20 protein-coding genes are annotated in these 24,966 nt (G+C 70.2%); 9 read left to right on the top strand and 11 right to left on the bottom strand.

Annotation, left to right across the window (positions count from 1 at the left end):
* Nucleotides 1–17: 17 nt before the first annotated feature.
* On the bottom strand, nt 18–1,868 hold the full coding sequence (gene kefC, locus ASC76_RS08770) for a glutathione-regulated potassium-efflux system protein KefC (protein WP_056464908.1): 1,851 nt from the start codon (nt 1,866–1,868) through the stop codon (nt 18–20).
* The gene (locus ASC76_RS08765; RefSeq protein ID WP_056464906.1) at nt 1,868–2,590 is read right to left on the bottom strand and encodes an NAD(P)H-dependent oxidoreductase; all 723 of its coding nucleotides are present in this window, start codon (nt 2,588–2,590) and stop codon (nt 1,868–1,870) included. Before ASC76_RS08765 ends, kefC begins: the two co-directional genes overlap by 1 nt.
* Nucleotides 2,591–2,702: 112 nt before the next feature.
* Between ASC76_RS08765 and ASC76_RS08760 the strand changes: the two genes are divergently transcribed.
* The 3 genes from ASC76_RS08760 to ASC76_RS08750 all read left to right on the top strand — a co-directional run bounded on the left by ASC76_RS08760 (nt 2,703) and on the right by ASC76_RS08750 (nt 5,817).
* Nucleotides 2,703–3,155 (top strand): MaoC family dehydratase, encoded by a 453-nt coding sequence (locus ASC76_RS08760; RefSeq protein WP_056464904.1) that lies wholly within the window; start codon nt 2,703–2,705, stop codon nt 3,153–3,155.
* A 75-nt stretch (nt 3,156–3,230) separates the two neighbouring features.
* Nucleotides 3,231–3,956, top strand: coding sequence for a response regulator transcription factor (locus tag ASC76_RS08755; protein ID WP_056464903.1), 726 nt, complete (start codon nt 3,231–3,233; stop codon nt 3,954–3,956).
* Between the two features lie 10 nt (nt 3,957–3,966).
* Nucleotides 3,967–5,817 (top strand): hybrid sensor histidine kinase/response regulator, encoded by a 1,851-nt coding sequence (locus ASC76_RS08750; RefSeq protein WP_235580393.1) that lies wholly within the window; start codon nt 3,967–3,969, stop codon nt 5,815–5,817.
* 21 nt (nt 5,818–5,838) lie between these two features.
* Here the strand turns inward: ASC76_RS08750 and ASC76_RS08745 are convergent, their stop codons facing one another.
* The 5 genes from ASC76_RS08745 to ASC76_RS08725 form a co-directional block, all read right to left on the bottom strand.
* A complete protein-coding gene (locus ASC76_RS08745; RefSeq protein WP_200947117.1) occupies nt 5,839–8,331 on the bottom strand; it encodes a hybrid sensor histidine kinase/response regulator in 2,493 nt (830 codons plus the stop codon).
* Complete coding sequence (locus tag ASC76_RS08740) at nt 8,328–8,780, bottom strand: response regulator (protein ID WP_056464898.1); 453 nt, start codon at nt 8,778–8,780, stop codon at nt 8,328–8,330. The genes ASC76_RS08745 and ASC76_RS08740 overlap by 4 nt, the downstream gene beginning before the upstream one ends.
* Nucleotides 8,777–11,014, bottom strand: coding sequence for an ATP-binding protein (locus ASC76_RS08735; RefSeq protein WP_056464896.1), 2,238 nt, complete (start codon nt 11,012–11,014; stop codon nt 8,777–8,779). The genes ASC76_RS08740 and ASC76_RS08735 overlap by 4 nt, the downstream gene beginning before the upstream one ends.
* A gap of 128 nt (nt 11,015–11,142) precedes the next feature.
* Nucleotides 11,143–11,973: a ScpA family protein gene (locus tag ASC76_RS08730; RefSeq protein WP_056464894.1), complete on the bottom strand. Its 831-nt coding sequence runs from the start codon at nt 11,971–11,973 to the stop codon at nt 11,143–11,145.
* Complete coding sequence (locus ASC76_RS08725) at nt 11,973–12,173, bottom strand: DUF3460 family protein (protein ID WP_056464892.1); 201 nt, start codon at nt 12,171–12,173, stop codon at nt 11,973–11,975. Before ASC76_RS08725 ends, ASC76_RS08730 begins: the two co-directional genes overlap by 1 nt.
* 69 nt (nt 12,174–12,242) lie before the next feature.
* Between ASC76_RS08725 and bamE the strand changes: the two genes are divergently transcribed.
* Nucleotides 12,243–12,758 carry an outer membrane protein assembly factor BamE gene (gene bamE / locus ASC76_RS08720; RefSeq protein WP_056464891.1) on the top strand — a complete coding sequence of 172 codons (516 nt, stop codon included), beginning with the start codon at nt 12,243–12,245 and terminating at the stop codon, nt 12,756–12,758.
* A gap of 55 nt (nt 12,759–12,813) precedes the next feature.
* Complete coding sequence (locus ASC76_RS08715; protein WP_056464889.1) at nt 12,814–14,322, top strand: CYTH and CHAD domain-containing protein; 1,509 nt, start codon at nt 12,814–12,816, stop codon at nt 14,320–14,322.
* A gap of 12 nt (nt 14,323–14,334) precedes the next feature.
* Here ASC76_RS08715 and ASC76_RS08710 read toward each other — a convergent pair whose 3' ends face one another.
* Nucleotides 14,335–15,258 carry a Kdo hydroxylase family protein gene (locus ASC76_RS08710; RefSeq protein WP_056464887.1) on the bottom strand — a complete coding sequence of 308 codons (924 nt, stop codon included), beginning with the start codon at nt 15,256–15,258 and terminating at the stop codon, nt 14,335–14,337.
* A gap of 91 nt (nt 15,259–15,349) precedes the next feature.
* On the opposite strand from ASC76_RS08710, the gene ASC76_RS08700 reads away from it, so the two are divergent.
* Nucleotides 15,350–16,588 (top strand): hypothetical protein, encoded by a 1,239-nt coding sequence (locus tag ASC76_RS08700; protein ID WP_200947116.1) that lies wholly within the window; start codon nt 15,350–15,352, stop codon nt 16,586–16,588.
* A gap of 4 nt (nt 16,589–16,592) precedes the next feature.
* Here the strand turns inward: ASC76_RS08700 and ASC76_RS08695 are convergent, their stop codons facing one another.
* From ASC76_RS08695 to ASC76_RS08685, 3 genes are read right to left on the bottom strand one after another with little or no spacing between them, the layout of a single operon-like run.
* A complete protein-coding gene (locus ASC76_RS08695; RefSeq protein ID WP_056464880.1) occupies nt 16,593–17,339 on the bottom strand; it encodes a YoaK family protein in 747 nt (248 codons plus the stop codon).
* Nucleotides 17,340–17,352: 13 nt separating this feature from the next.
* Nucleotides 17,353–19,395 carry a methionine--tRNA ligase gene (gene metG, locus ASC76_RS08690; protein ID WP_056464877.1) on the bottom strand — a complete coding sequence of 681 codons (2,043 nt, stop codon included), beginning with the start codon at nt 19,393–19,395 and terminating at the stop codon, nt 17,353–17,355.
* A 43-nt stretch (nt 19,396–19,438) separates the two neighbouring features.
* Nucleotides 19,439–21,016, bottom strand: a complete 1,578-nt coding sequence (locus tag ASC76_RS08685; protein WP_235580392.1) for a glucan biosynthesis protein — start codon at nt 21,014–21,016, stop codon at nt 19,439–19,441.
* A 115-nt stretch (nt 21,017–21,131) separates the two neighbouring features.
* Between ASC76_RS08685 and apbC the strand changes: the two genes are divergently transcribed.
* The 3 genes from apbC to ASC76_RS08670 all read left to right on the top strand — a co-directional run bounded on the left by apbC (nt 21,132) and on the right by ASC76_RS08670 (nt 24,966).
* A complete protein-coding gene (gene apbC / locus ASC76_RS08680; protein ID WP_056464873.1) occupies nt 21,132–22,226 on the top strand; it encodes an iron-sulfur cluster carrier protein ApbC in 1,095 nt (364 codons plus the stop codon).
* A 4-nt stretch (nt 22,227–22,230) separates the two neighbouring features.
* A complete protein-coding gene (locus ASC76_RS08675; protein WP_056464871.1) occupies nt 22,231–23,163 on the top strand; it encodes a LysR substrate-binding domain-containing protein in 933 nt (310 codons plus the stop codon).
* A 138-nt stretch (nt 23,164–23,301) separates the two neighbouring features.
* On the top strand, nt 23,302–24,966 hold the full coding sequence (locus ASC76_RS08670; protein ID WP_235580391.1) for an OFA family MFS transporter: 1,665 nt from the start codon (nt 23,302–23,304) through the stop codon (nt 24,964–24,966).

Genomic DNA, 24,966 nt, shown 5'->3' with positions numbered 1-24,966 from the left:
CCGCGCCGGCCGGGCCGCTACGGCTGCGCGCTGTCGCGCGTGTCCGACTCGTCGTTCCAGCCGACCCGCGCCTGCCGCTTCGCCGCCTCGTCGCGCTCCTGCGCGAACAGCTCCTCGAGCTGCTGGCGGCCCTGCTTGGCGACCGCGATCAGCTTCGCCTCGTCCTTGCGATGCGGCCCCATCTGCACCAACTGCGCGACGTTGTGGCGCCGGAAACGCAGCGCCAGCGTGCGCGCCTGGTGGCGTTCCCAGCCGAGCTGCTCAAGCACGCTGCGCGCGCTCATCAGCGCCGAATCGAGCGTCTCGCGCTCGATCAGCTCGACGCCGAGGTCGTGCAGGTCGAAGTAGTGGCGCACGTTGCGGGCGCGCGCGACGATCGTCAGGTCCGGGAAATTCTCGCGCACCATCTTCGCGACCTCGACGCTCTGGTCGACATCGTCGATCGCCAGCACCAGGATCTTCGCGGTCGCGGCGCCGGCGGTGCGCATCAGGTCGAGGCGCGTCGCGTCGCCGTAGAACACCGGCCAGCCGAACTTGCGCATCGCCTCGATCTGCTCCGCATCGACATCGAGCACGGTCGGCTTGATGCCGTTGGCGTACAGCATGCGGCCGACCACCTGCCCGTAGCGGCCGAAGCCCGCGATGATCACCGACTGGTGCTGCGGGTCGTGCAGTTCTTCGACGTTGGTGTTCTTCTTCGCCTGTCCGGCGAGCAGCGGGATCCACCAGCGGTCGGCCGCCACCAGCAGCAGCGGCGTCACCAGCATCGAGATCGCGACCGCCGCCACCAACAGCGACGAGGTCGGCGCGTCGATCACCCCGGCCCCGGCGGCGGTCTGGAACACGACGAAGCCGAACTCGCCGCCCTGCGCCAGCAGGATGATGAACACCGGTCGCTCCGGCTTGGGCAGCGGCATCGCGCGGCCCATGCCCCACAGCACCACCGCCTTGACAAGCAGGAAGCCGAGCACGATGCCGGCGATCAGCAACGGCTGCGCGAGCACCACCGCGAAGTCGATGCTCATGCCGACCGCGATGAAGAACAGGCCGAGCAGCAGGCCCTTGAACGGCTCGATGTCGGTCTCGAGCTCGCGCCGGTATTCGCTTTCCGCGAGCAGCACGCCGGCGAGGAATGCGCCGAGGGCCATCGACAGGCCGACCGTCTGCATCAGCGCCGCCGTCGCGACCACCAGCAGCAGCGACGCGGCGGTGAAGATCTCCGGCGTCGCGCTGCGCGCGATCCAGCGCAGCGCGGGGCGGATCAGCAGCCGCCCGCCGAACACGATCAGCGCGATCACGCCGATCGCCTTCGCGGCACTGACCCACGCATTGCCGTCGGCCTGCGTCTGTTCGAGGGCGAGCAACGGCAGCAGCGCGAGGATCGGGATCGCGGCCACGTCCTGCAGCAGCGCGACGCTGAGCACGCTCTGGCCGGAGCTGGTGTTCATCAGCCCGCGTTCGCCGAGCACGCCCAGGCCGATCGCGGTCGACGACATCGCCAGCCCGAGCGACGCGACCAGCGCGATGCGCCAGTCCATGCCGCACAGCACGCCGACGCCGAGCATCAGCGCCGCCGAGCCGAACAGCTGCACGCTGCCCCAGCCGAAAATCGGCTTGCGCAGCTGCCAGAGCCGCTTCGGTTCGAGTTCGAGCCCGACCAGGAACAGCATCAGCACGACGCCGAACTCGGAGAAGTGCAGCATGTCCTGCGGGTTGGTGACGAACTTCAACCCCCACGGCCCGATCAGGATGCCGGCGGCGAGGTAGCCGATGATCGAGCCGAGGCCGAGGAACTTCGCGAGCGGCACGGCGATGACCGCTGCGGCCAGGTAGATCAATGTGCCCGTGAGCCAGGAGCCGTGTTCCATCAGCGGGCTCCCTTCGCGACCGCCAGCTTCGGCGGGTCGGCCGGATCGTCCGCGTCTTCATCGGGGCGCGCGTCTTCGGGGATCAGCGCCGGCAGTTCGTACAGCAGTTCGCCGAGCTCCGGCCAGTTCGGGTAGCTGGCCAGCCGCTGCGCGTAGACCTCGAGGTGCGCCTCGACCTCGACATCGGTGGCGCGGTGCGCGCCATGCAGCAGCAGCGGCGGCAGGAAGCGCAGGCCGCACAGGTTGGCGGTCTGTTCGTACGGCGGCAGGAAGTCGTCGAAGAAGTAGCGGTTGTAGCTGTTGGGCTGGTACGACTCCTCCGGCCCGCCGGTGGTCGCGACCAGCCACAGGTCCTTGCCGCGCAGCGCGGTGCCGCCCGGCCCGTAGGCCCAGCCGAACGCGAGCACGTCGTCCAGCCAGAGCTTCATCAGCGGCGGCATGCTGTACCAGTGGATCGGGTGCTGCCAGACGATCAGCTTCGCGGTCGCGAGCAGCGCCTGCTCCTCGGCCACGTCGATCAGGTAGTCGGGGTAGAGCGCGTACAGGTCACGGACCACGATCAGCGGCGAGTCCTCGGTCGCGGGCAGGCGCCTGGCGGCGCGCATCAGGCGCTTGTTGATGCGCGAGTGTTCCATCTGCGGGTGCGCGGTGATCACGACGACGTCGGCGCCGGGGGAGGGCCGGGCGGGTGCGTCGAGCACGGAGAAAGGGGAGTCGGCCATGGGTCCGGAGGCAAGTTGCAAGGGCGCTGGCGCGGGTGAGTCTCGATGGCGACAGGTTCGCGCGGCCCGCTAACATAACCTGAACGCCCCCCAACGACAGCGAAAGCATCGCATGCGAAGTTTCGAGCACCTCACCGACCTGCAGGCGCTGGTCGGCCAGAACGTCGGCGTCAGCGACTGGATCACCGTCACCCAGGAGCGCATCCAGCTGTTCGCCGATGCGACCGGCGACCACCAGTGGATCCACCTGGACACCGAGCGCGCCGCGAAGGGCCCGTTCGGCACGACGATCGCGCACGGCTTCCTGACGCTGTCGCTGCTGCCGGAGATGAGCGCCTCGGCGTTCGAGGTGCGCGACACGCGCATGGGCGTGAACTACGGGCTCGGGAAAGTGCGGTTCCCGGCGCCGGTGCCGTCGGGCAGCCGGCTGCGCGGGCACTTCAAGCTCACCAAGTACGAGCCGCTGGAGGGCGGCGCACAGCTGACCGTCGAGGTCTCGATGGAACGCGAGGGTTCGGACAAGCCGGTCTGCGTGGCCGAGTCGCTGGCGCGGCGCTACACCTGAGCAACGCCGTAGCGGGTTGGGGAGGGCGCATGCGCATCCGCTGGTTTAGGATGTTGCCTTCCTGGAGGGGTGCGCATGAAGGTTCTGCTGATCGACGACCACCCGCTGATCCTGTCCGCACTGCAGTCCGTGATCGAAGGCCTGGGCAGTGACACCACGGTGGTCGGCGCGAACAGCGCACGCGCCGCGCGCGAGACGCTGAAGGCCGATGCCGAGTTCGACCTCGTGCTGCTCGACCTGCACCTCGGCGACGCCGACGGCTTCGATCTGCTGACCGAACTGCGCGCCGCCTACCCGGCGCTGCCGGTGGTCGTGCTGTCCGCGTCCGACCGCACCAGCGACGTGATCCGTGCGATCGACGCCGGCGCGATGGGATTCGTGCCCAAGCGCGCCAGCAACGAGACGCTGTTCGAGGCGCTGCACATGGTGATGTCGGGCGGCATCTACGTGCCGCCGATGACGATGGGCTCCGAGCCCGCGTCCAAGCCGCAGGGCGACACCGTGCCCAGCGTGTTGCGCGTGGTGCGCGAGACCGCGCAGGACAGCGGCTTCCAGACCAACTCGGTGCCCCTCGCCGAGCTCGGCCTCACGCCGCGCCAGACCGATGTGCTCGCGCTGCTGCTGAAGGGCCAGCCCAACAAGCTGATCGCCCGCGAGCTCAATCTGTCGGTCGAGACCGTCAAGGACCATGTCGCCGCGGTGCTGCGCACGCTCGGCGTCAGCTCGCGCACCCAGGCCGTGCTCGCGGTGAGCCAGATGTCGGCCTCGGGCGGGCGCGCGCCGTGGCACGGCACCCGCTGACGGGCCGCGCTTGAGCGCCGCGCCTGCCGCCGCTGCCGCTGCCGGCACGATCGACCCCGCGGCCGCCGCCGGCGGCGACCTCGCGTTCGGCGCCGTCGTCGAGACGATCCAGAGCACCTACGCCTACATGCCCGCCGCGCTGGCCGGCTACCTGGCCGGCGTCGGCGTCGTCACGATGCTGTTCTGGTCGACCGCGCCGGCGGCGGTGATGCTGCCGTGGATCGGCGCCTTCGCGGTGATGTGCGTCGTGCGCGGCTTCGTGATCCGCGCGTTCCGCCGCGCCACGCCGAGCAGCCGCGCCGACTGGCTGCGCTGGCGCCTGCGGTCGAACGTCGGCACCGTCGTCGCCGCGTCGCTGTGGGGCGCGGCCGGCTGGATCTTCTACGGGCTGGGCACCGAGCAGCAGCAGACGACCGGGCTGATCATCATCATCTACACCTTCACCGTGGCCGGCATCCCGGTGCTCTCGACCCAGCCGAAGCTGTACCTGACCTATGCCAGCCTGTGCCTCTTGCCGCTGGTCGTGCGCATCGCGCTCGGCCAGGACGTGCACAGCTACCAGCTGGCGGGCGAGCTGATCCTGATCATCAGCCTCACCGCGGTGCTGGCCAACAGCTACCGCCAGGCCCTGCAGCGCGCGATCGACCTGAAGCTGCAGGCCGACGAGCTGGCCGCGCGGCTGCGGGTCGAGACGCTCGCCGCCGAGGCGGCGCGCCGCGAGGCCGAGATCGCGAATCGCGCCAAGACCCAGTTCTTCACCGCGGCGAGCCACGACCTGCGCCAGCCGCTGCACGCGATGGGCCTGTTCGCCGAGGCGCTGCGCCAGCGCGTGCACGAACCCGAAGTGGCGCAGCTGGTCAACAGCATCAACGAGTCGGTCGACGCGCTCGAGGGCCTGTTCTCCGAGCTGCTCGACATCACCCGCATCGACAGCGGCGTGATCGAGGTGCATCCGCAGCACTTCGAGGTCGGCGACATCTTGCGCAAGCTGCGTCTGCACTTCGAGCCGAGCGCGTTCGAGAAGGGCCTCTCGTTGCGGCTGCGCGGCGCCGGCAAGGTCGTGTTCGCCGATCCGCTGCTGGTGGAGCGCGTGCTGCGCAACCTGGTCTCGAACGCGATCCGCTACACCAACGACGGCTCGGTGCTGGTCGGTTGCCGCCAGCGCGGCGACCGCGTGCGGGTGCAGGTGTGGGACACCGGTCTGGGCATCGGCGAGGCCGAGCAGACCCGCATCTTCGACGAGTTCTACCAGGTGCCGAACACGCCCAAGGTCAGCCCGGACCAGCGCAAGGGCCTGGGCCTGGGTCTGGCGATCGTCAAGCGGCTCGCCGACCTGATGAATGCGCCGCTGACCATGCGCTCGGTGCCGGGCCGCGGCACGGTGTTCACGCTCGAGCTGCCGGCCGGGCGCGCGCCGCGGCCCTCGGCGCTGCTCGCGGTCCCGGGCAAGGGACCGGTGGGCATCACGCTGGCCGGGCGGCGCATCGTCGTCGTCGAGGACGAGCCGGCCGTGCGGGCAGGCCTCGAGGTCCTGCTGCTCGGCTGGGGCGCGCAGATCGACGCGTTCGACAGCGTTGCGGCCGCCCGCGCCTGGGCCGAACGCAGCGACCCGGAACTCGTCAAGCCCGACCTGTTCATCGTCGACTACCGGCTCGAGGACGGCCTGAACGGCGTCGACGCGATCAAGGCGCTGCGGCGGCGCTTCGGCGACGCGATCCCGGCGATCCTCGTCACCGGCAGCACGATGACCGGGCACGACAAGGAAGCCCACGAGCACAACTTCCACCTGCTGATCAAGCCGGTGGTGCCGAACAAGCTGCGCGCGATGATCGCGTTCAAACTGGGCGTCAAGCCGGTTTGACGCACCGCCCCGGGCGGGCGCCTAGCCGGGCAGCAACCGGTCCAGCCGCGCCACGAGTTCGCTCTCGGCGATCGGCTTCTGCAGCACGAAGTCCTCCGGCACGTCGTCGAGCGCGCCGAGCTCGGCGAAGCCGGTCATGAACAGCACCGGCAGGTCCGGCCGCAGCACGCGCAGCTGCCGGGCGAGTTCGGCGCCGTTCATCCGCGGCATCGCGAAGTCGGCGATCACCGCGTCGATGTCGTGGTGCGCGCGGGCCTGGGCCAGCGCGCTGACCCCGTCGGCGGCTTCGACGATCCGGAAGCCGTGCAGCGACAGCAATGCCGCCGTGGCCTCGCGCACCGCGTCGTCGTCGTCGACCAGCAGCAGCACGCGGGTCGAGCCGAAACGCGGTGCGCGCGGCACCGAGGCGGCCGCGGGGTGAGCCGGGTCGACAAGCTGGCGTCCGTCGGAGCGCGGCAGGTACACATGGACCGAGGTGCCGTGCCCGGCGCGCGTCTCGATGCGCGCACCGCCGCCCGACTGCTTCGCGAAGCCGAACACCTGCGCCAGGCCGAGCCCCGAGCCCTTGCCGATCTCCTTGGTCGTGAAGAACGGTTCGAAGGCCTTCGCCAGCACCTCGTCGGACATGCCGCTGCCGGTGTCGGTGACGCTCAGCACCACATAGTCGCCAGGCTCCGGCTCCTCGGGACGTGCCGGCAGCTCCACGAGCGTGCGGTTCGCCGTCTGCACCTTCAGGCTGCCGCCGACCTCCATCGCATCGCGTGCGTTGATCGCCAGATTCAGCACCACCATCTCGATCTGCGTCGGATCGGCCAACGCGGCCCACAGGTCGTCGGCGAGGTCGGTCTGCAGGTTCACGCTGCCGCCGAGCGTGGTCTGCAGCAGGTCGCGCATGCCGCTGATGATCTCGTTGAAGTTCACGGTCTGCGGCTCCAGCCGCTGGCGGCGCGAGAACGCGAGCAACTGGCGCGTCAGCGTGGCGCCTCGGTTCGCGGCCGTGCGCATCGCGGCCAGCCGGTCCGCCACGCGTGGCTCGACCACCCCTTTCTGGGCCAGCAGCCGATCGACCAGCGTGAGGTTGTTCAGCACGATCGTCAGCAGGTTGTTGAAGTCGTGCGCGACGCCCGAAGTCAGCTGGCCCACCGCCTCGAGGCGCTGCATCTGGCGCAGCGTGTCCTCGACCTTGCTGCGCTCGCGGATCTCCGCGGTGAGTTCGCGGGTGCGCTCGGCCACGCGCAGCTCGAGCTCCTGGTTCGCATCGCGCAGCGCCTGCTGCAACGCACGCTGTTCGGTCACGTCGCGCACGGTGCCGACCAGCCGCACCTGGCCGTCGATGCCGACGATGCGCCGGCCCTTCAGCGCGATCCAGCGCATGCGCCGGTCGGTCAAGCCGACGATCCGGGCCTCGATATCGATCTCGGCGTCGCCCGACGCGCCGAAGGCGGCCTGCGTCGCTGCATCGACACGGGCGCGGTCGTCCGGATGCACGACGCCGTGCAGCAGGTCGGCGTAGCCGTAGGCGCTGTCGGCCGGCAGCGCGGCCATCGCGCGGAAGCTCTCGTCGACCCAGATCTCGTCCGTGCCGGGCCCGAGCTCCCAGATGCCGACGCCAGTGGCCTGCGCGGCGATGCGGAACAGCATCTCGGCCTGGCGCTGCCGCGCCTCGAGCCGGCGGGTCGCGGTCACGTCCTGCAGCACGCCGGTCAGGCGCACGCCGGCGGCCTCGCCCGATGCCAGCTTCTGGCCGCGGATCACGACCCAGCGCAGGCTGCCGTCCGCGGCCTGCGAGCGGCACTCATGGGTGAGGGCGACGCTGGCATCGCCGCGCAGCGAGGCCTGCAGCGCGGCGTCGAGCGCCTCGCGGTCGGCCGGCAGCACGCGCCCGAGGAACTCGTCGTAGCCGACCGCGTCGCGGCCATCGAGGCCGAACAGGCGCTGACAGCGCTCGTCCCAGCCGAAGCTCGCATCGTCGGCGCTGTAGTGCCACATGCCGAGTTCGGCCGCGTCGACGGCCAGGCGCATGCGCGCCTCGCTGCGGATCAGCGCGCCCTCGGCACGCTCGCGCTGGGCCCGTTCGCGGGCTTCGGCGAGAGCCCGCTGGATCGAGCCGACCAGGCGCGCGAGGTTGCGCTTGAGCACGTAGTCGGTCGCGCCGCGGCGCAGCGCGTCGGTCGCGATCTCCTCGCCGCCGACGCCGGAGACGAACACGAACGGCAGCCCGGCGAAGCGCGTGCGTGTCATCGCCAGCGCCTCGAGCCCGTCGAAGTCGGGCAGCGAGTAGTCGGCCAGCACCAGGTCGATGGTGGTCGTGTCGAGCGCGCGCTCGAACTCGCTGCGGCGGGTCGCCCGCAGGATGTCGCACGGGAACTGCGCACGCTCGAGATGGATGCCGATCAGCTCGGCATCGATGTCGCTGTCCTCGAGCAGCAGGATCATCGGTCGGGTGGTCGACTCCATGCCCGGGCGTGGGGCGGTCGTGGCGGCACCGACTGCCGCGTCGGCCGGACGGTTCAAGCGCGCACGCCGCGCGGCGGCGGCTCGTTCAGGACACCCCAGAACATGCCCAGGTCCTGAATGGCCTGCAGGAAGGCGGTGAAGTCCACCGGCTTGACGACGAACGAGTTCACGCCGAACTGGTAGCTGAGGACCAGGTCGCGCTCCTCGCGCGACGAGGTCAGCATCACGACCGGGATGTGGCGCAGCAGCGGGTCGGACTTGACCTTCTCCAGCACCTCCAGGCCATCGACCTTGGGCAGCTTGAGGTCGAGCAGCACGACGGCCGGATCGCCCGAGTCCCGGCCCTGCCAGGCACCGCTGCCACGCAGGTATTCGAGCGCCTCGGCGCCGTCGCGGGCCACCTCGATCGGGTTGGCGAGCTTGCAGCGGGCGAGTGCGGCCAGCGAGAGCTCGAGGTCCTTGGGGTTGTCCTCGACCAGCAGAATGGGACGCAGCGACGCGGTCATCGCGGAGGCTCCTGAACGTTCGTGGGCACGCCGATGCGGAACACCGCGCCCTGATTCAACACGCCTTCCGCGGCGATCCAACCTCCGTGCCGGTCGACGATCCGGCGCACCAGCGCCAGCCCGATGCCGGTGCCTTCGAACTCCTCGACGCGGTGCAGGCGCTGGAACACGCCGAACAGCTTCCCTACATAGGCCATGTCGAAGCCGACGCCGTTGTCGCGCACCGTGTAGACCGTCTCGTGACCGCGCTGTTCGCCGCTGATCTCGATCACGGCCGGCGTGCGCCCGCGGGTGTACTTGACGGCGTTGTCGATCAGGTTGCCGATCGCCTGACGCATCAACGCGGCATCGGCCCAGGCCGGCGGCAGGGGGGCCACGCGCCAATCGATCGTCCGCGCGCCGAGGTCGATCTCGAGCGAGCGGCGGTGCTCGAGCACGAGCTTGTCCATGTCGACGCGCGTGATGTCCAGCGCGGCGCGTCCGAGCTGCGAGAAGTTCAGCAGGTCATCGACCAACTGGCCCGCGGCGATCGCGGCCTCGATGATCGAGTCGACGTAGTGGCGCGAGCGATCGTCGAACGCGGCGTTCTGCTCGCGCAGCAGCTGCGCGTAGCCGACGACATGCCGGAACGGTGCGCGCAGGTCGTGCGAGACCGAGTACGAGAACGCCTCGAGTTCGCGGTTCGTGCTCTCGAGCTTCTCGGTCAGCTGGGCGCGCTCCTCGGCGCGCTTGAGCACGAAGGTCACGATCGCGTTGCGGAACGAATCCACCGCGTCGATCGCGGCGGCCGGCCACGGCGAGGCCTGGCCACGCACCTGCTCGGTCCACTGCGCGAACGAGTGCCGCGGGTGCAGCCGGCCGTCGGCGCCGCGGTCCTTCGCGTCGGGCTGGCCGCCCCAGCGCACGGTCTGGACCAGCTCGGGTCGAAACCACATCAGGTAGTGCGGGTGCAGGGCCGAGATCGGCACGGCCAGCAGGCCGCAGGCGATGTCGGCGACCGCGCCGGCCGGCGCGAAAACGCTGCCGAGCGCCTCGGTCGCGAACAAGCGGCCGCCGTGCTCGCGGCGCAACCAGTCGGCCAGCGCGCTGAGCATCGGCACGTCGGGGCAGCGTCCGGCCGAGAACACGGCCCCGTCGTGAACCATCGCCGCGCCGGTGGCTCCGGCCAGGCGCAGCCAGGCCTCGGTGTTCTCGCCCAGGCCGCTCTGGATCGACGGCGCACGCGAGACCCGCGCCAGCAGCTCGGCCTCGACGTTCTTCAGCGCCAGGCGTGCGTCCGCCTGATCGTGGCGCTCGCGCGCGCCGATCTGCATCGCAAGCAACTGGCCGATGAAGTCGCAACTGCTGCGCAACTGCGGGCCGAGCGTCAGCGGGCGCGCGTGGTGGCACGAGATCAGCCCCCACAACTCGCCGTCGATCAGGATCGAGATCGACATCGACGCGGCGGTGCCCATGTTGCGCATGTACTCGAGGTGCACCGGCGAGACGCTGCGCAGCGCCGCATCCGAGAGATCCAGGGGCTGGCCGTCGAGCGGGCTCAGCGCCGGCAGCACCGGCACCGGCGTGTAGCTCGCGTCGGGGATCAGCCGCAGCCGGGTGCGCCGGTACAGCTCGCGCGCCTGCGCGGGGATGTCGGACGCGGGGAAGCGCAGGTCGAGGTAGGAGGGCAGCGTGCCGTCGCTGTCCTCCGCGATCACGGTGCCGTGCCACTCGGGGCTGAAGCGGTAGACCAGCGCGCGGTTGAAGCCGGTCATGCGCCGCACCTCGGCGGCGGCGACGCTGCACAGCGCGACGATGTCGTCCGCCGCACCGATCCGGTCGACGAAAGAGCGGATGCTCGGGAACAGCGTGTCGAACGCACCCGATTCGGCACGCGTCGGCCGTTCGAGCTCGACGAGCAGACCCTGCGGGCCGTTGCTGGTCACGATGCTGATCGGGCCGTCCCGACCCGCGATCGACCGGACCGTGCCGTGCACGTCGTCGGCCGCTGCCGCGGTCAGCGCCGCCAGCATCGCGTCCACCGTCGGCGCCCCGTGCGGCCAGGCGGCGCCGGGCGTGACCGGCGTGCCCAACAGGTCGACAGCGTTCGTGCTGGCCTGCAGCAGGCGCAGCGTGGTCGGCTCCAGCACCAGCAGCGCGCCATGGGGCTGGATGCTGCCGGGGATGCGAATGGGCTCGTTCGCGCAGTCTGCGGCGTCGGAGGTCTCGATCGATGTCGCGCTGGGCTCGGGCATGCGAAGGGATGGACAGGCGGGGGTTCGGCGTCGGGCCGCTGAGGCCAAATTTCGACGCGTTCGATGATGCCCGCGCGCTGTCGGCGCCCGTGTAGGAAATCGCGCCGACGTGGGCGCGTCGGGGTGCCTCAGGCCGGCGAGTACGCCAGCCGCACGTAGATCGGCGCGAAGGCCTCGGCCTGCGTCACCTCGAGCAGGTGCTCGCGCGCCAGCTCGAGCATCGCGATGAAGGTGACCACCAGCACCTGCGGGCCGCGCGTCACGTCGAACAGCTCTTCGAACATCGCGAAGCGCCGACCCTGCAAGGTGCGCAGCACGATGCTCATGTGCTCGCGCACACTGAGCTGCTCGCGGGTGATGTGGTGGTGCTGGTTCAGCGTCGCGCGCTTCAGGATGTCGCCCCAGGCTGCGCGCAGCTCGTCGGCGTCGACGTCCGGGAAGCGCGGGGCGAGCGACTGCTCGATCACCACCTGCGCGCGCAGGAAGTCGCGCCCGATCAGCGGCAGCTGGTCGATGCGCGCCGCGGCGAGCTTCATCTGCTCGTACTCGATCAGCCGGCGCACGAGCTCGGCGCGCGGGTCTTCCGCGTCCTGGCCGTCGACGCTCTTCTTCGGCGGCAGCAGCATGCGCGACTTGATCTCGATCAGCATCGCCGCCATCAGCAGGTATTCGCTGGCGAGCTCGAGGTTGGTCTTGCGGATCTGGTCGACGTACGCCAGGTACTGGCGCGTCACGCTCGCCATCGGGATGTCGAGGATGTTGAAGTTCTGCTTGCGGATCAGATACAGCAGCAGGTCGAGCGGGCCCTCGAAGGCCTCGAGGAAGACCTCCAGCGCGTCCGGTGGGATGTAGAGATCCGTCGGCATCGCGAACAGCGGCTCGCCGTACAGGCGGGCCACCGCGATGTTGTCGACGACGGCCGGTTCGTTCGCCGCGTCGGGCGGCGCTTCCGCGAGCATCACCCCTTGGTCTGGTAGACGTAAGGCTGCTGCGGCACGCGGGCGTCGCTGTACTCGGCCTGGGCCTCGCGGTCGATGCGGCGGTCCCAGAGCAAATGACGCCCGGCCCGCTGCTCCTCTTCGAGTGTCGGCTTGTTGGCCTTCAGCTGCTCGATGAACGAGGTCACGTCGGATTTGTAGGGTTTCCAGAACAAAGGCATGGCAGCTTGGCGCGCCCGCGACAGGCCGGGCGCTAGAGTCGAAGCCTCGATTTTAGCGGGGAGACCGACATGCCCGAACAACACCGCCCCGGCCGCCGTTCCTGGCGCACCTGGCTCGCCGCCTTCGCCGCCGTCACCGCCCTGGTCGCCTGCGACGTGCAGAAGATCGCCGAGCTCGAAGTCGGCGTCACCACCGAGGCCGACGTGCGCGCCAAATGGGGCGAGCCGGCCGCCGTCTACACCGAGGCCGATGGCGGCCGGACACTGGAATATCCGCGCCAGCCGGCCGGCCAGGTGAACTACATGCTGGCGATCGGTGCCGACGGCAAGCTGGTCGCGATGCGCCAGGTGCTGAAGCCGGCGAACTTCGCGAAGATCGAGCCCGGCTGGGACAAGGCCCAGGTCCGGCGCCTGCTCGGCCTGCCGGCGAAGACGCAGCGCTACGAACTGAAGCAGGAGGAGGTCTGGGACTGGCGCTTTGCGGACAACGCCGAGAACAAGCAGTTCTCGGTGACCTTCGACACCAGCGGCCGCGTCACCGCGACCGCGACGACCGTCGACCCGAAGGAAAACGCCGGCCGCTGACCGCCGTCAACCGGTTTCATCAAATCCGGCACGCCGGGCTGGCACGATCCGGCCCATGCACGAGATCGAACTGAAGCTGCAGGTGCCGCCGGCGCGGCTCGCGGAGGTCCAGGCCGCCGTCGCCGGTCGCCAGCCGGCACCGGTCATGCGCCTGCGCGCGGCCTATTTCGACACCGCCGATCGCCGCCTCGCCGGCGCGGCGATCGCCTTGCGGCTGCGCCGCGAGGGCCGGCGCTGGGTGCAGACGCTGAAGGGCGCCGGCGACGACGGGCTGACGCGTCAGGAGCACAACGTGCCGCGCGGCGGCGCCCCTGCGATGCCGGCGATCGATCCCGGCCTGCACGCCGGCATGCCGGTCGGCGATCGGTTGCTGGCCTTGCTGGGCACCGCGCCGGTCATGCCGTTGCAGACGCTCTACCGCACCGACATCGCGCGGCACGTGCGCGAATTGCGCGTGCGTGCCGCGGGCGCGCCGGCGGCGCGGGTCGAGCTTGCCTTCGACCGCGGTCGAATCGAGGCCGATCCGCACGTGCTGCCGGTCGGCGAGCTCGAGATCGAGCTGCTCGCCGGCACGCCGCGCGCGGTGATCGAGACCGCGCGCCGCTGGCAGGCGCGCCACGGACTGTGGATCGATCTGCGCAGCAAGGCGGAGCGCGGCGACCTGCTGGCGCGCGGCGAGCGCATCGCACCCGCGCGGCGGGCCGCGGCGTCGCGCGTCGAGCGGTCGATGGACGTGGCGGGGGCGTGGCAGACCGTGCTGCGCGGGTGCGCCGACCAGATCCTCGGCAACGCCAGCCAGATCGCCAGCGGCGAGTCCACGGCCGAGCACGTGCATCAGCTGCGCATCGGCCTGCGGCGGTTGCGCAGCGCGGGGGCGCTGTTCGAGACGCCCGACGCGGCGCTGATGGACGGTGCGGCCACGTTGTTCCGGCAACTCGGCGCGGCGCGCGATGCGGCGGTCGTCCTGGACGAGTTCGGCGGGGCCATCGAAACGGCGCTGCGCCGCGCCGGGCTCGAAGCCCCGTCGACCGACACGAACGCGCCTTCGTCGAATGCGCCGGCCGACACGGTGCGGGCGACCGCCGCGCAAGCCTGGCTGCTCGACCTGCTGGGCGCGATGCAGCCCGACGACGCGACCACGGACGTCGCCCCGCCGCCGCTGCGGCCGATGCTGGCGGCGCGGCTCGACCGCTGGCACCGCCAGATCGTTGGCGCCGCCGCCCGCTACGCAGACCTCGACGATGCCGAACGCCATCGGCTGCGCAAGCGCGCCAAGCGTCTGCGCTATGCGAGCGAGTTCTGCGCGCCGCTGTTCGGCCGGCGCGCGGTGCGGCGCTACCTGAAAGCGCTGCAAGCCGTCCAGGAGCGCCTCGGCGCGGTCAGCGATGCGGTGATGGCGGCCGATTCGTTTTCCGGGCGCGCGTCGGTCGATCCGCAGGCGATGTTCGCGCTCGGCTGGCTGTCGGCGCGGCGCGAGGCGCTCGTCGCCGCCGCGTTGCCCGACCTGAAGGCGTTCGCGAAGGCCGAACGGTTCTGGACGAAGGCGTTGAAACAGCGCGACTGAGCGCGCCGGCCGTCAGCGCAGCTCGCGCCCCAGCAGCCGCTCCAGCGTGCCGCGCGGCGAGGCCTGCGGTCGCTGCTGCTGCGCCACGTCGAGGTAGAAGGTCTGCTCCATCATGTGCTGGCCGCCGAGCGCGGCGTGCAGCACCTGGTCGCTGAACACCACCCAGGTCGTGCCGGGCGCGAAGTCGACGCGCGCCTGCGGGCTGTCGCGCTGGAACGCCGCATCGGCCTTCGCGCGGTCGTGCAACTGCAGCATCACGTGGTCGTATTCGGTGCGGCGCCGTTTCGTGATGCCGGTGGCGGCGAGCAGCCAGGCGGAGCCGGGCAGCGGCCGCCGGATGGCCGGCAGATAACGCTTCGCGTGCGCCTCGAACGGCTCGCCGACGCGCCACTCGCGCGGGCGGCCGTTCGGGTTGACGTTGCAGAACACGCGCAGCAGCCGCGTGCCGTGCATCGGGTTCGACGGGAATGCGTCGATGTGCAGGCGGGTGTCGTCCTGGCGCCAGCTGGTCGCGCGGCCGGCCACGTCCACCGGGCGGAACGAGGTGTTGCCGCGCTTCAGCGCGCCGCGGTAGTGCGGGAACAGGCGCAGCGCGAAGGCTTCGCTCTGCTCGGCGTAGCGGGTGATCATGGCCTGCAGCGCCGCGAGGTCGTCGGGTGCGCCGGCCGCGCCGCGCATCTCGCCCCCGGGCGCGCCGACGCCGCCCCATCGCAACGAGATGTTCTTCGCCTTGCCGTCGGCCCAGCGCGGATCGAGGAAGCGCCGTTCGTTCGCGGACAGCACGAACGCGAGGTGCGGAAAGCTCAGCACCGCGCCGTCTTCGATCAGCGCCTCCACCCCGTGCGTCGGACCGTCGTCGCCCCAGCCGGTGTCGGGGAACTCGCGGACGATGTCGACCGTCGGTGGGCGCGTCGAAACGGGGGTCGGCTGATCCATCCGCGCAGTCTACAAGTGCTCACAGGGCCCGGTTGCTGCGCCCCTAAGCTGCGCCGTCGCCGCCTGGCTCCCTTCCCCCACCATCCGCCGCATGCCGATCTCCGCTTCCCCGACCCGTTCCCCGGCGCTGCGGCGCCACGCCCTGACCCTGACCTTCGCGAGCGTGCTCGCCGCCTGTGGCGGTGGCGGTGATTCGACGACGTCGTCCGACGTGGCCGCCGCGGAGGCGAATGCCACGGCCGCCAAGGTCAAGCCGAAGCCTGCACCTGCCCCCGCGCCGGCACCCGCACCCGCACCCGCACCCGCACCTGCACCTGCACCTGCACCTGCACCTGCACCTGCACCTGCACCTGCCGATCCCTCGCCGGGCGCCGGCTACAGCGGTGGGACCTGCGCGGTGCCGAGCGCGGCGCAGGCCGTCAGCGGCGTCGCGCCGGACCGCGTCATCGGCAATGGCACGGCCGCAAGCTGTACTTCCGACGCGGTCGTCGCGGCGGTCGCGCAGGGCGGCGTGATCGGATTCAACTGCGGCAGCGCGCCGGTCACGATCACGATGACGCGCACCGCGAAGGTGTTCAACGACAAGCCCGACGTGGTGCTCGACGGCGGCGGCAACGTCACGCTCAGCGGGGGCGGCGCGCTGCGCATCCTGTACCAGAACACCTGCGACCCGGCGCAGGTCTGGACCAGCTCGCGCTGCGACCTGCAGAGCACGCCGAAACTCACGGTGCAGAACCTGACGATGGTCGACGGCAACTCGGCCGGCCAGGGCTACGGCCAGGGCGAGGTCTACGGCGGCGGCGCCATCTACGTCCGCGGCGGGCAGCTGAAGATCGTCAATTCACGCTTCTTCCGCAACCGCTGCGAGCCGAGCGGAGCCGACCTCGGCGGCGGCGCGGTGCGCGCCTTCGGGCCGGCCGCGCCGGTCACGGTGGTCGGCAGCACGTTCGGCGGGGCGGCCGGCTACGGCAACCAGTGCGCGAACGGCGGCGCGATCAGCGGCCTGGGCGCGTCGTTCGCGGTGCTCAACAGCCTGTTCAGTGACAACAAGGCGACCGGCACCGGCGGGGGCGGCGGCGGCGCGGTCTACCAGGATGGCAACAAGTTCGACCTGAGCCTGTGCGGCAGCTCGCTGCACGACAACGCGGCCAGCCAGGGCGGCGGCGCGCTGTTCTTCGTCAGCAACGACCGCACCGGCACGATGTCGCTCGTCGATTCGGTGCTGAAGGCCAACCCCAGTGGCCAGTTCGAGACCGCGGGCCTGCCCGGCGTGTTCGTGCTGGCCGCGCCCGGCCAGCCGGTGGTGACGCGCTCGACCCTCTCGCCCTAGTCGCTCAGGGCTCGACCAGCGGGACCCGTTCGAGATCCGCCAGGACCGGCCGCCACGAGACCAGCAGCAGCATCAGCGCCAGCGGTACGCTGGTCACGTAGCCGACGAACTGGAAGCCGAGCGCGCCGACGATGCCGCCGGCGAAGAACAGGCCGATCAACAGGAGCTGCGTGCGGATCCGCTCGCGGTTCGCACGCACGGCGGGCGCGCTGGCGTGCCGGTTGACGTAGACCAGCTTGCCGAGTTCGATGCCGAGGTCGGTGACGAGGCCGGTGACGTGCGTGGTGCGGATCTCGGCGCGCGAGATCTTGCTGATGACGGCGTTCTGCACGCCCATCAGGAAGCACAGCAGCAGCACCGTGAGCGGCACCAGCAGCGCGGTCGCGACGCTCAGGCTGGCGCCGAGCAGGCCGAACAGCATCAGCGCCGCCGCTTCGAGCAGCAGCGGCAGCACGTAGGCGCTGTGCAGGCGCCGGCGCATGCCCCAGTTGACGAGCACGGCGGTGGTCATCGCGCCGCCGAGGAAGCTGAGCAGCGACGCGAATGCGACGCCGACGACGTCCGCATGGCCCAGCACGATGTGGTCGGCCATGCCCGAGACGATGCCGGTCATGTGGGAGGTGTACTGGCCGACCGCCAGGAAGCCGCCCGCATTCGTGGCGCCGGCGACGAACGCCAGCATGGCCCCGAGACGCAGGTTGTTCAGCGGCGTGCGCCGCAGGTCGGTCCAGCCCCGCAGGCCGGGCAGCATCGTGCCGGCTCGCCTACCGGATCCGCATGCCCGGCTTCGCGCCCGGCCACGGCTCGAGGATGTAGATGCCCGGGTCGGCCTTGCCATCGGCGTGCGAGGCGGCCAGTACCATGCCCTCGCTGATACCGAACTTCATCTTGCGCGGCGCCAGGTTCGCGACCATCACGGTCAGCTTGCCGACCAGATCGGCCGGCGTGTAGGCCGAGGCGATGCCGCTGAACACGTTGCGGGTCTTTCCTTCGCCCACGTCGAGCGTCAGCCGCAGCAGCTTGGTCGAACCTTCGACCGCTTCGCAGGCCTCGATCCGGGCGATGCGCAGGTCGATCTTCGCGAAGTCGTCGACCTGGATCTCGGCGGCGAGAGTCTCGCCACCCGGCGGCGGCACCTCGACGACGGTCGGTTCCAGCAGCGTGTCAAGCTGCTTCGCGTCGACGCGCTGCATCAGGTGCTTGTACTCCCCGATGGTGTGCCCGCCGATGGCGCGTGCCGCATCGGCAAAGTTCATCGGCTCGACCTTCAGGAAGGCCTCGACCTGCGCCGCCAGCGTCGGCAGCACCGGCTTCAGGTAGATCGTCAGCAGCCGGAAGGCCTCGATGCAGACCGAGCAGACGTCGTGCAGCACGGCGGCGTTGTCGGGCTTCTTCGCGAGCTCCCACGGCTTGTTCTGGTCGACGAACTCGTTGACCCGGTCGGCCAGCAGCATCACCTCGCGCAGCGCCTTGCCGAACTCGCGCTCCTCGTACAGCGCCTCGATCGTCGCGCGGTGGGCGCGCAGCCCGTCGAGCAGCACGCGGCCCTCGACGCCGAGATCGCTCGACAGCTGCCCGCCGAAGCGCTTGGTCAGGAAGCCGGCCGCGCGGCTGGCGATGTTGATGTACTTGCCGACCAGGTCGCTGTTGACCCGCGCCAGGAAGTCGTCCGGGTTGAAGTCCAGGTCCTCGACGCGCCCGTTCAGCTTGGCCGCGATGTAGTAGCGCAGCCATTCCGGGTTCATGCCGATCTCGAGGTACTTCAGCGGCGAGATGCCGGTGCCGCGGCTCTTGCTCATCTTCTCGCCGGAGAGTTGCAGGAAGCCGTGCACGAAGATGTGGTTGGGCACCTTGCGGCCGCTGAAGTGCAGCATCGCCGGCCAGAACAGCGTGTGGAAGGTGACGATGTCCTTGCCGATGAAATGGATCTGCTCGACCGCCGGGTCCGCCATGAAGGCGTCGAAATCGACACCGACCTTGCCGAGGTGGTTCTTCAGCGACGCGAGGTAGCCGACGGGCGCGTCGAGCCAGACGTAGAAGTACTTGCCCGGCGCGTCCGGAATCTCGATGCCGAAGTAGGGCGCGTCGCGGCTGATGTCCCAGTCGTTCAGGCCGACGTGGCCCTGTTCGTCGACCGCGAACCATTCCTTGATCTTGTTCAGCACCTCGGGCTGCAGCCGCCCAGGGGTGTTCGTCCACTCGGTCAGGAAGTCGATGCAGCGTTGCGAGGAGAGCTGGAAGAAGTAGTGGTCGCTGCTCTTGAGCACCGGCGTCGCACCGCTCAGCGTGGAGTACGGGTTCTTCAGGTCGGTCGGCGCGTAGACGGCACCGCAGTTCTCGCAGTTGTCGCCGTACTGGTCGGGCGTGCCGCACTTCGGGCAGGTGCCCTTGATGTAGCGGTCGGGCAGGAACATGCCCTTCACCGGGTCGTAGAACTGCTCGATCGTGCGCTCGGCGATCAGGCCCTGTTTGCGCAGTGCCCGGTAGATGTCCTGCGCGAGTTCGTGGTTCTCGGGCGCGTCGGTCGAGTGCCAGTGGTCGAAGCCGATCTGGAAGCCGTCGAGGTACTTCGCGCGGCCGGCGGCGATGCCCGCGACGAAGGCCTGAGGCGTCTGCCCGGCCTTCTCGGCCGCGATCATGATCGGCGCGCCGTGCGCGTCGTCGGCGCAGACGAAGTGCACCTCGCTACCCACCATGCGCTGGAACCGCACCCAGATGTCCGCCTGGATGTACTCCATCATGTGGCCGATGTGGAACGGCGCGTTGGCGTAGGGCAGGGCGGTGGTGACGAAGAGCTTGCGGGTCATGGCATGCGCCGGTGGCGGGGTGAGCCGGGCATTTTAGGTCCGGCTACTGCAACGGGCGCTCGTTCAGTGGCGGCGGCGCGTACTCGTAGAGCCAGGTCTCGGTCAGCGGCTGGCCGTCGGCGCGCAGGAACAGGCGCAGCGCGATCGGCTCCATGCTGTTCGCGTCGGGCACCACGTCGAAGATCGCGCGCCAGCCGTGGATCGCGTCGAGCGGGCGCGCCGAGGTGGTCTCGATGCGCCCCCGCGTCGCGGTGACGACCGCCTCGACCTTCGTCCTCGGGTCGAGCAGCGCGAAGTTGCCGCCCGCGAAGTCGACCGCGAAACGCCAGGAGAAGTACGTGCGGTCCTTGCCGACCACGCCGCCGATGCCGGTGCGCGTGGCGACCGTGCGCGCCAGCGGCGACTGCGCCGGCGCGTCGCGGCCCCAGTACAGCCGGTAGCCGATCAGCAGCTCCTGCCCGGGCTGCGGCTTGGCGGCCGGGTTCCAGAACGCAACGATGTTGTCGTTGGTCTCGTTGTCGGTCGGGATCTCGACCAGGTCGACCGCGCCGGCGCCCCAGTCGCCCTTGGGCTCGACCCACAGGCTCGGCCGCCGGTCGTAGAACACGCCGTCGTCCTGGTAGTTCGCGAAGTCCTTGTCGCGCTGCAGCAGGCCGAAGCCGCGCGGGCTCTTGTCGGCGAAGGCGTTGAAGCTGACGTGCGCCGGGTTGCGCAGCGGCCGCCACAGCCACTCGCCGTTGCCGTTGTGGATCGACAGGCCATCGGAGTCGTGGATCTCGGGACGCCAGTCGTTGCCCTTGCGCTTGTCGTTCTCGCCGGCCTGGAACATGCTCGTGCACGGCGCGATGCCGAGGCGCTCGATCTCCTTGCGCGGGTAGAGCGCGGCGTCGACCTCCATCAGCGTGGTGTCGCCCGGCGTGATCGCGAAGCGGTACGCGCCGGCGACGCTCGGCGAGTCCAGCAGCGCGTGCACGACCAGCGTGTTCGAGTCCGGCGCCGGGCGCTCGAACCAGAAGCTCGTGAATTCGGGGAATTCCTCCGGCCGCGGCATGCCGGCGTCGATCGCCAGGCCGCGCGCCGACAGGCCGTATTGCCGCGTGCCGCTGGTCGCGCGGAAGTAGCTCGCGCCGAGGAACGCCGCGATGTCGAACTCCGGCGCGAGGTGGAACTTGAAGCGAAAGCCCGCGAAGCCCAGGTCGGCCGGCTGCTTGCGCCCGTCGATGCCGCTCTTGCCGTAGTCGAACATCGCCGGGTCGTAGGCCAACTGCTGCGCTTGTCCGCCGACGACCTCGAACATCTGCACCGGCCGCTTGAAGAACAGGCCCAGGTGGAACAGTTCGAGCTTGAAACGCAGCTTGTCGTCGGCCCACAGTGCGTGCTCGGGCTTGAAGCGAATCGCCTGGTACTGGTCCCAGTTGAGGGCGGCGATCGCGGCCGGCAGCTTGTTCGACGGCGCCTGATACGGCCGGCCGGCCAGTGCGCGGGCCTGGCCCTTGAGCCAGGCGAGGTCGAAGGGTTGCGGCTTGCCGAGCGGCTTCAGCGCGGTCGCCCGGGCCACCGGCCACAACAGGCTGCCGGTGCCCAGGGCGACGGCGGTGCGGAGGAGGAGTCGTCTTTGCATGGCCTTCATTCTTGCGCGCTTTTGCGGCGGTGCGTCACGAGGTGTGCCGGCGTGCCGCTAGACTTGCGCGCTCCAGTCCCGCTGCCCGCCCCTCCAAGACCCTTTCAAGGCCCCCATGCCCGCTCTCACCGACGCCGCGCTGCTCGACGCGCTCAAGACCGTCATCGACCCGAACACCGGCAACGATTTCGTCTCGACCCGCCAGCTGAAGAACCTGCGCATCGAGGGCGGCGACGTGGCCTTCGACGTCGAACTCGGCTACCCGGCCAAGAGCCAGATCGCCGGGCTGCGCAAGGCGCTGATCGCGGCAGCGCGCACGGTGGCCGGCGTCGAGAACGTCAGCGCCAACCTCGCGGTCAAGATCACCGCGCACGCGGTGCAGCGCGGCGTGCAGCTGCTGCCGAAGGTCAAGAACATCGTCGCGGTCGCGTCCGGCAAGGGCGGGGTCGGCAAGAGCACGACCGCGGTCAACCTGGCGCTCGCGCTGGCGGCCGAGGGCGCCACCGTCGGCATCCTCGACGCCGACATCTACGGCCCGAGCCAGCCGATGATGATGGGCATCGAGGGCCGCCCGGAGAGCGCCGACGGCAAGACCATGGAGCCGATGGAGAACTACGGCGTGCAGGTCATGTCGATCGGCTTCCTGGTCGAACAGGACAACCCGATGATCTGGCGCGGCCCGATGGCCACGCAGGCGCTCGAGCAACTGCTGCGGCAAACGAATTGGGCCGAGCTCGACTATCTGATCGTCGACATGCCGCCCGGCACCGGCGACATCCAGCTGACGCTCAGCCAGCGCGTGCCGCTGACCGGCGCGGTGATCGTCACGACGCCGCAGGACATCGCGCTGCTCGACGCCAAGAAGGGCATCAAGATGTTCGAGAAGGTCGGCGTGCCGATCCTGGGCATCGTCGAGAACATGGCGGTGCACGTGTGCGAGAACTGCGGCCACGTCGAGCACATCTTCGGCGAGGAAGGCGGCAAGCGCCTGGCCGCCGAGTACAAGATGGACTACCTCGGCGCGCTGCCGCTGAACCTGTCGATCCGCGTCCAGGCCGACAGCGGCCGCCCGAGCGTGGTCAACGATCCGGACGGCGAGATCGCGGGCCTGTACAAGTCGGTCGCGCGGCAGGTCGCGGTGAAGATCGCGCAGCGCGCGAAGGATTTCTCGTCGAAGTTCCCGACGATCTCGATCTCCAAGAACACCTGAGCCAATGAATCTTCTCGACGCCATGCGGTATCTCGTGGCGCTCGAGCAGCACCGTCACTTCGGCCGCGCCGCGAGTGCGTGCCACATCACTCAGCCGGCGCTGTCGAACGCGCTGCGCGCCCTGGAAGAAGAACTCGATGTCGCGATCGTCCGGCGCGGCCGCAGCTACGAAGGCCTGACGCCCGAGGGCGAGCGCGTGCTCGCCAGCGCGAACCGGCTGCTGCGCGAGCAGGAGCTGCTGCGCCAGGACCTGCACAGCGGCGCCGGCACGCCGCGCGGCTCGCTGTCGATCGGTGCGGTGCCGACGACGCTGCCGGTCGCGGCACGTTTCGCGGCGCAGTTGCAGGCGCGCCATCCGGGCATCCGTCCGATCGTGCGCTCGCTCAGCTCGCACGAGATCGAGACCGGTCTGGAAAACCTCTCGCTCGACATGGGCCTCGGCTACATCGAGCGCAGCGCCAAGTTCTCCGCCGTGCCGCAGTACGCCGAGGAGTACTTCCTGCTGCGCCGTGCCGCAGTGGGCGCCGGCGCGCCGCTGCATGTCGGCGAGACCGTGAGCTGGCGCACCGCTGCGGCGATGTCGCTGTGCCTGCTGACGCCCGAGATGCACAACCGCACGATCCTCGATGCCGCGTTCGCGCAAGTCGGCGTCGAGGTGCTGCCGGCGATCGAGACGAACTCGATCGTGACGGTCGTGCTCAGCGTGCTCGACGGCGAGGTCGGGGCGGTGCTGCCGGGCGCGCTGATGGCGCTGGTGCGCGGCTACAAGGGACTGGAGGCGCTGCCGCTGCGCGAGCCGGAGGTCCGCACCCCGATCGGCTTCATGGTCGCGAAGGGCGCACGCGCGTCGCGTGCCCTCGAAGCCGCGCTGCTCCTGGCGAACGACGCGGCGTGGCTGCGCCATGCTGCCACACAGGGCGGTCTGCTGGACGCGTGAGCGCACGGGTTTGCCCTGCCTGAGATTCAGGCGGCGAATCGTCCCGTTTCCCGAATCAATTGGACGCGCCGGCGCGCGCTGCCGACACTGCGCCCCGTTCGCGCGAGCTGCGCGGTCAACCACCACAAGGAGAAATCGATGGCGGCTGTATGGGACGGACCGGGCGGCATGGCGGGCGCGCCGGGCTTTCTGGACAAGGAACGCATCGTCGCCGGCCCCGGCTTCAACCGCTGGCTGGTGCCGCCGGCCGCGCTGGCGATCCACCTGTGCATCGGCATGGCATACGGCTTCTCGGTGTTCTGGCTGCCGCTGTCGAAGGCGCTGGGCATCAAGGAGTCGATCAAGTGCGGGCCCGAGATCGGCTTCTTCCAGGAGCTGTTCGTGACCAGCTGCGACTGGAAGATCGCGACGCTGGGCTGGATGTTCACGCTGTTCTTCGTGATCCTCGGCGCGTCGGCGGCGATCTGGGGCGGCTGGCTGGAGCACGCCGGCCCGCGCAAGGCCGGCGTCGTCAGTGCGCTGTGCTGGTGCGGCGGCATGCTGATCTCGGCGCTCGGCGTCCACCTGCATCAGTTCTGGCTGATGCTGCTGGGCTCGGGCGTGATCGGCGGCGTCGGTCTAGGGCTCGGCTACATCAGCCCGGTCAGCACCCTGATCAAGTGGTTCCCGGACAAGCGCGGCATGGCCACCGGCATGGCGATCATGGGCTTCGGCGGCGGCGCGATGATCGGCTCGCCGCTGGCGGCCGAGCTCATCAAGTCGTTCGCCACGCCGACCGACGTGGGCGTGGCCCCCACCTTTGTCGTGATGGCGCTGATCTACTTCGTGTTCATGATGGGCGGCGCGCTCGGCTACCGCGTCCCGGTGACTGGCTGGAAGCCCGCCGGCTGGACCCCGCCGCCGCCGGCCCAGGCGGCGATGATCACGCAGCGCCACGTCCACGTGAAGCGCGTCTGGGGCATCCCGCAGTTCTGGCTGGTCTGGATGGTGCTGTGCATGAACGTGTCGGCCGGCATCGGCGTGATCGGCATGGCCAGCCCGATGCTGCAGGAGGTGTTCGGCGGCAACCTGATCGGCGTCGCGAAGAAGTTCGGCGAGCTCGACAAGGCGCAGCTCGCGTCAATCGCCGGCGTCGCGGCCGGTTTCACCGCGCTGCTGAGCCTGTTCAACATCGGCGGCCGGTTCTTCTGGGCCAGCCTGTCCGACAAGCTCGGCCGCAAGCTGACGTATACCGTGTTCTTCGTGCTCGGCGGCCTGATGTACGCGAGCATGCCGGGCAGCGCGATGGCGGGTTCGAAGCTGCTGTTCGTCGCCGCCTGCTGTGTGATCCTGAGCATGTACGGCGGCGGCTTCTCGACCGTGCCGGCCTACCTCGCCGACCTGTTCGGCACGCAGATGGTCGGCGCGATCCACGGCCGCCTGCTGACCGCGTGGGCGACCGCCGGCATCCTCGGCCCGGTGGTCGTGAACTACATGCGCGAGTACCAGCTCGGCCTGGGCATCCCGCGCGAGCAGGTGTACAACCAGACCATGTACATCCTGGTGGGCATGCTGGCGCTGGGCCTGATCTGCAACCTGTTGATCCGTCCGCTCGCCGACAAATGGTTCATGACCGACGCCGAGCTGGCGGACGAGAAGCGGCTTGCGCACGAGCGGGCGTCGGCGTCGGAGCTGGCGGCGTCGGCGAGCGGCGGCGGCACGACGCCGACGGCCCTGGTGGCGCTGGCCTGGCTGGCGGTCGGCATCCCGCTGGCCTGGGGCGTGTACAAGACGCTGCTGAGCGTCGCGAAGTTCTTCGGATGA

Source organism: Rhizobacter sp. Root404, from assembly GCF_001425865.1.
In the GTDB taxonomy this organism is placed as follows: Bacteria; Pseudomonadota; Gammaproteobacteria; order Burkholderiales; family Burkholderiaceae_C; genus LMDS01.
Note: the sequence above shows the minus strand (reverse complement) of the source record. Positions and strands in the feature narration are given on the sequence as shown.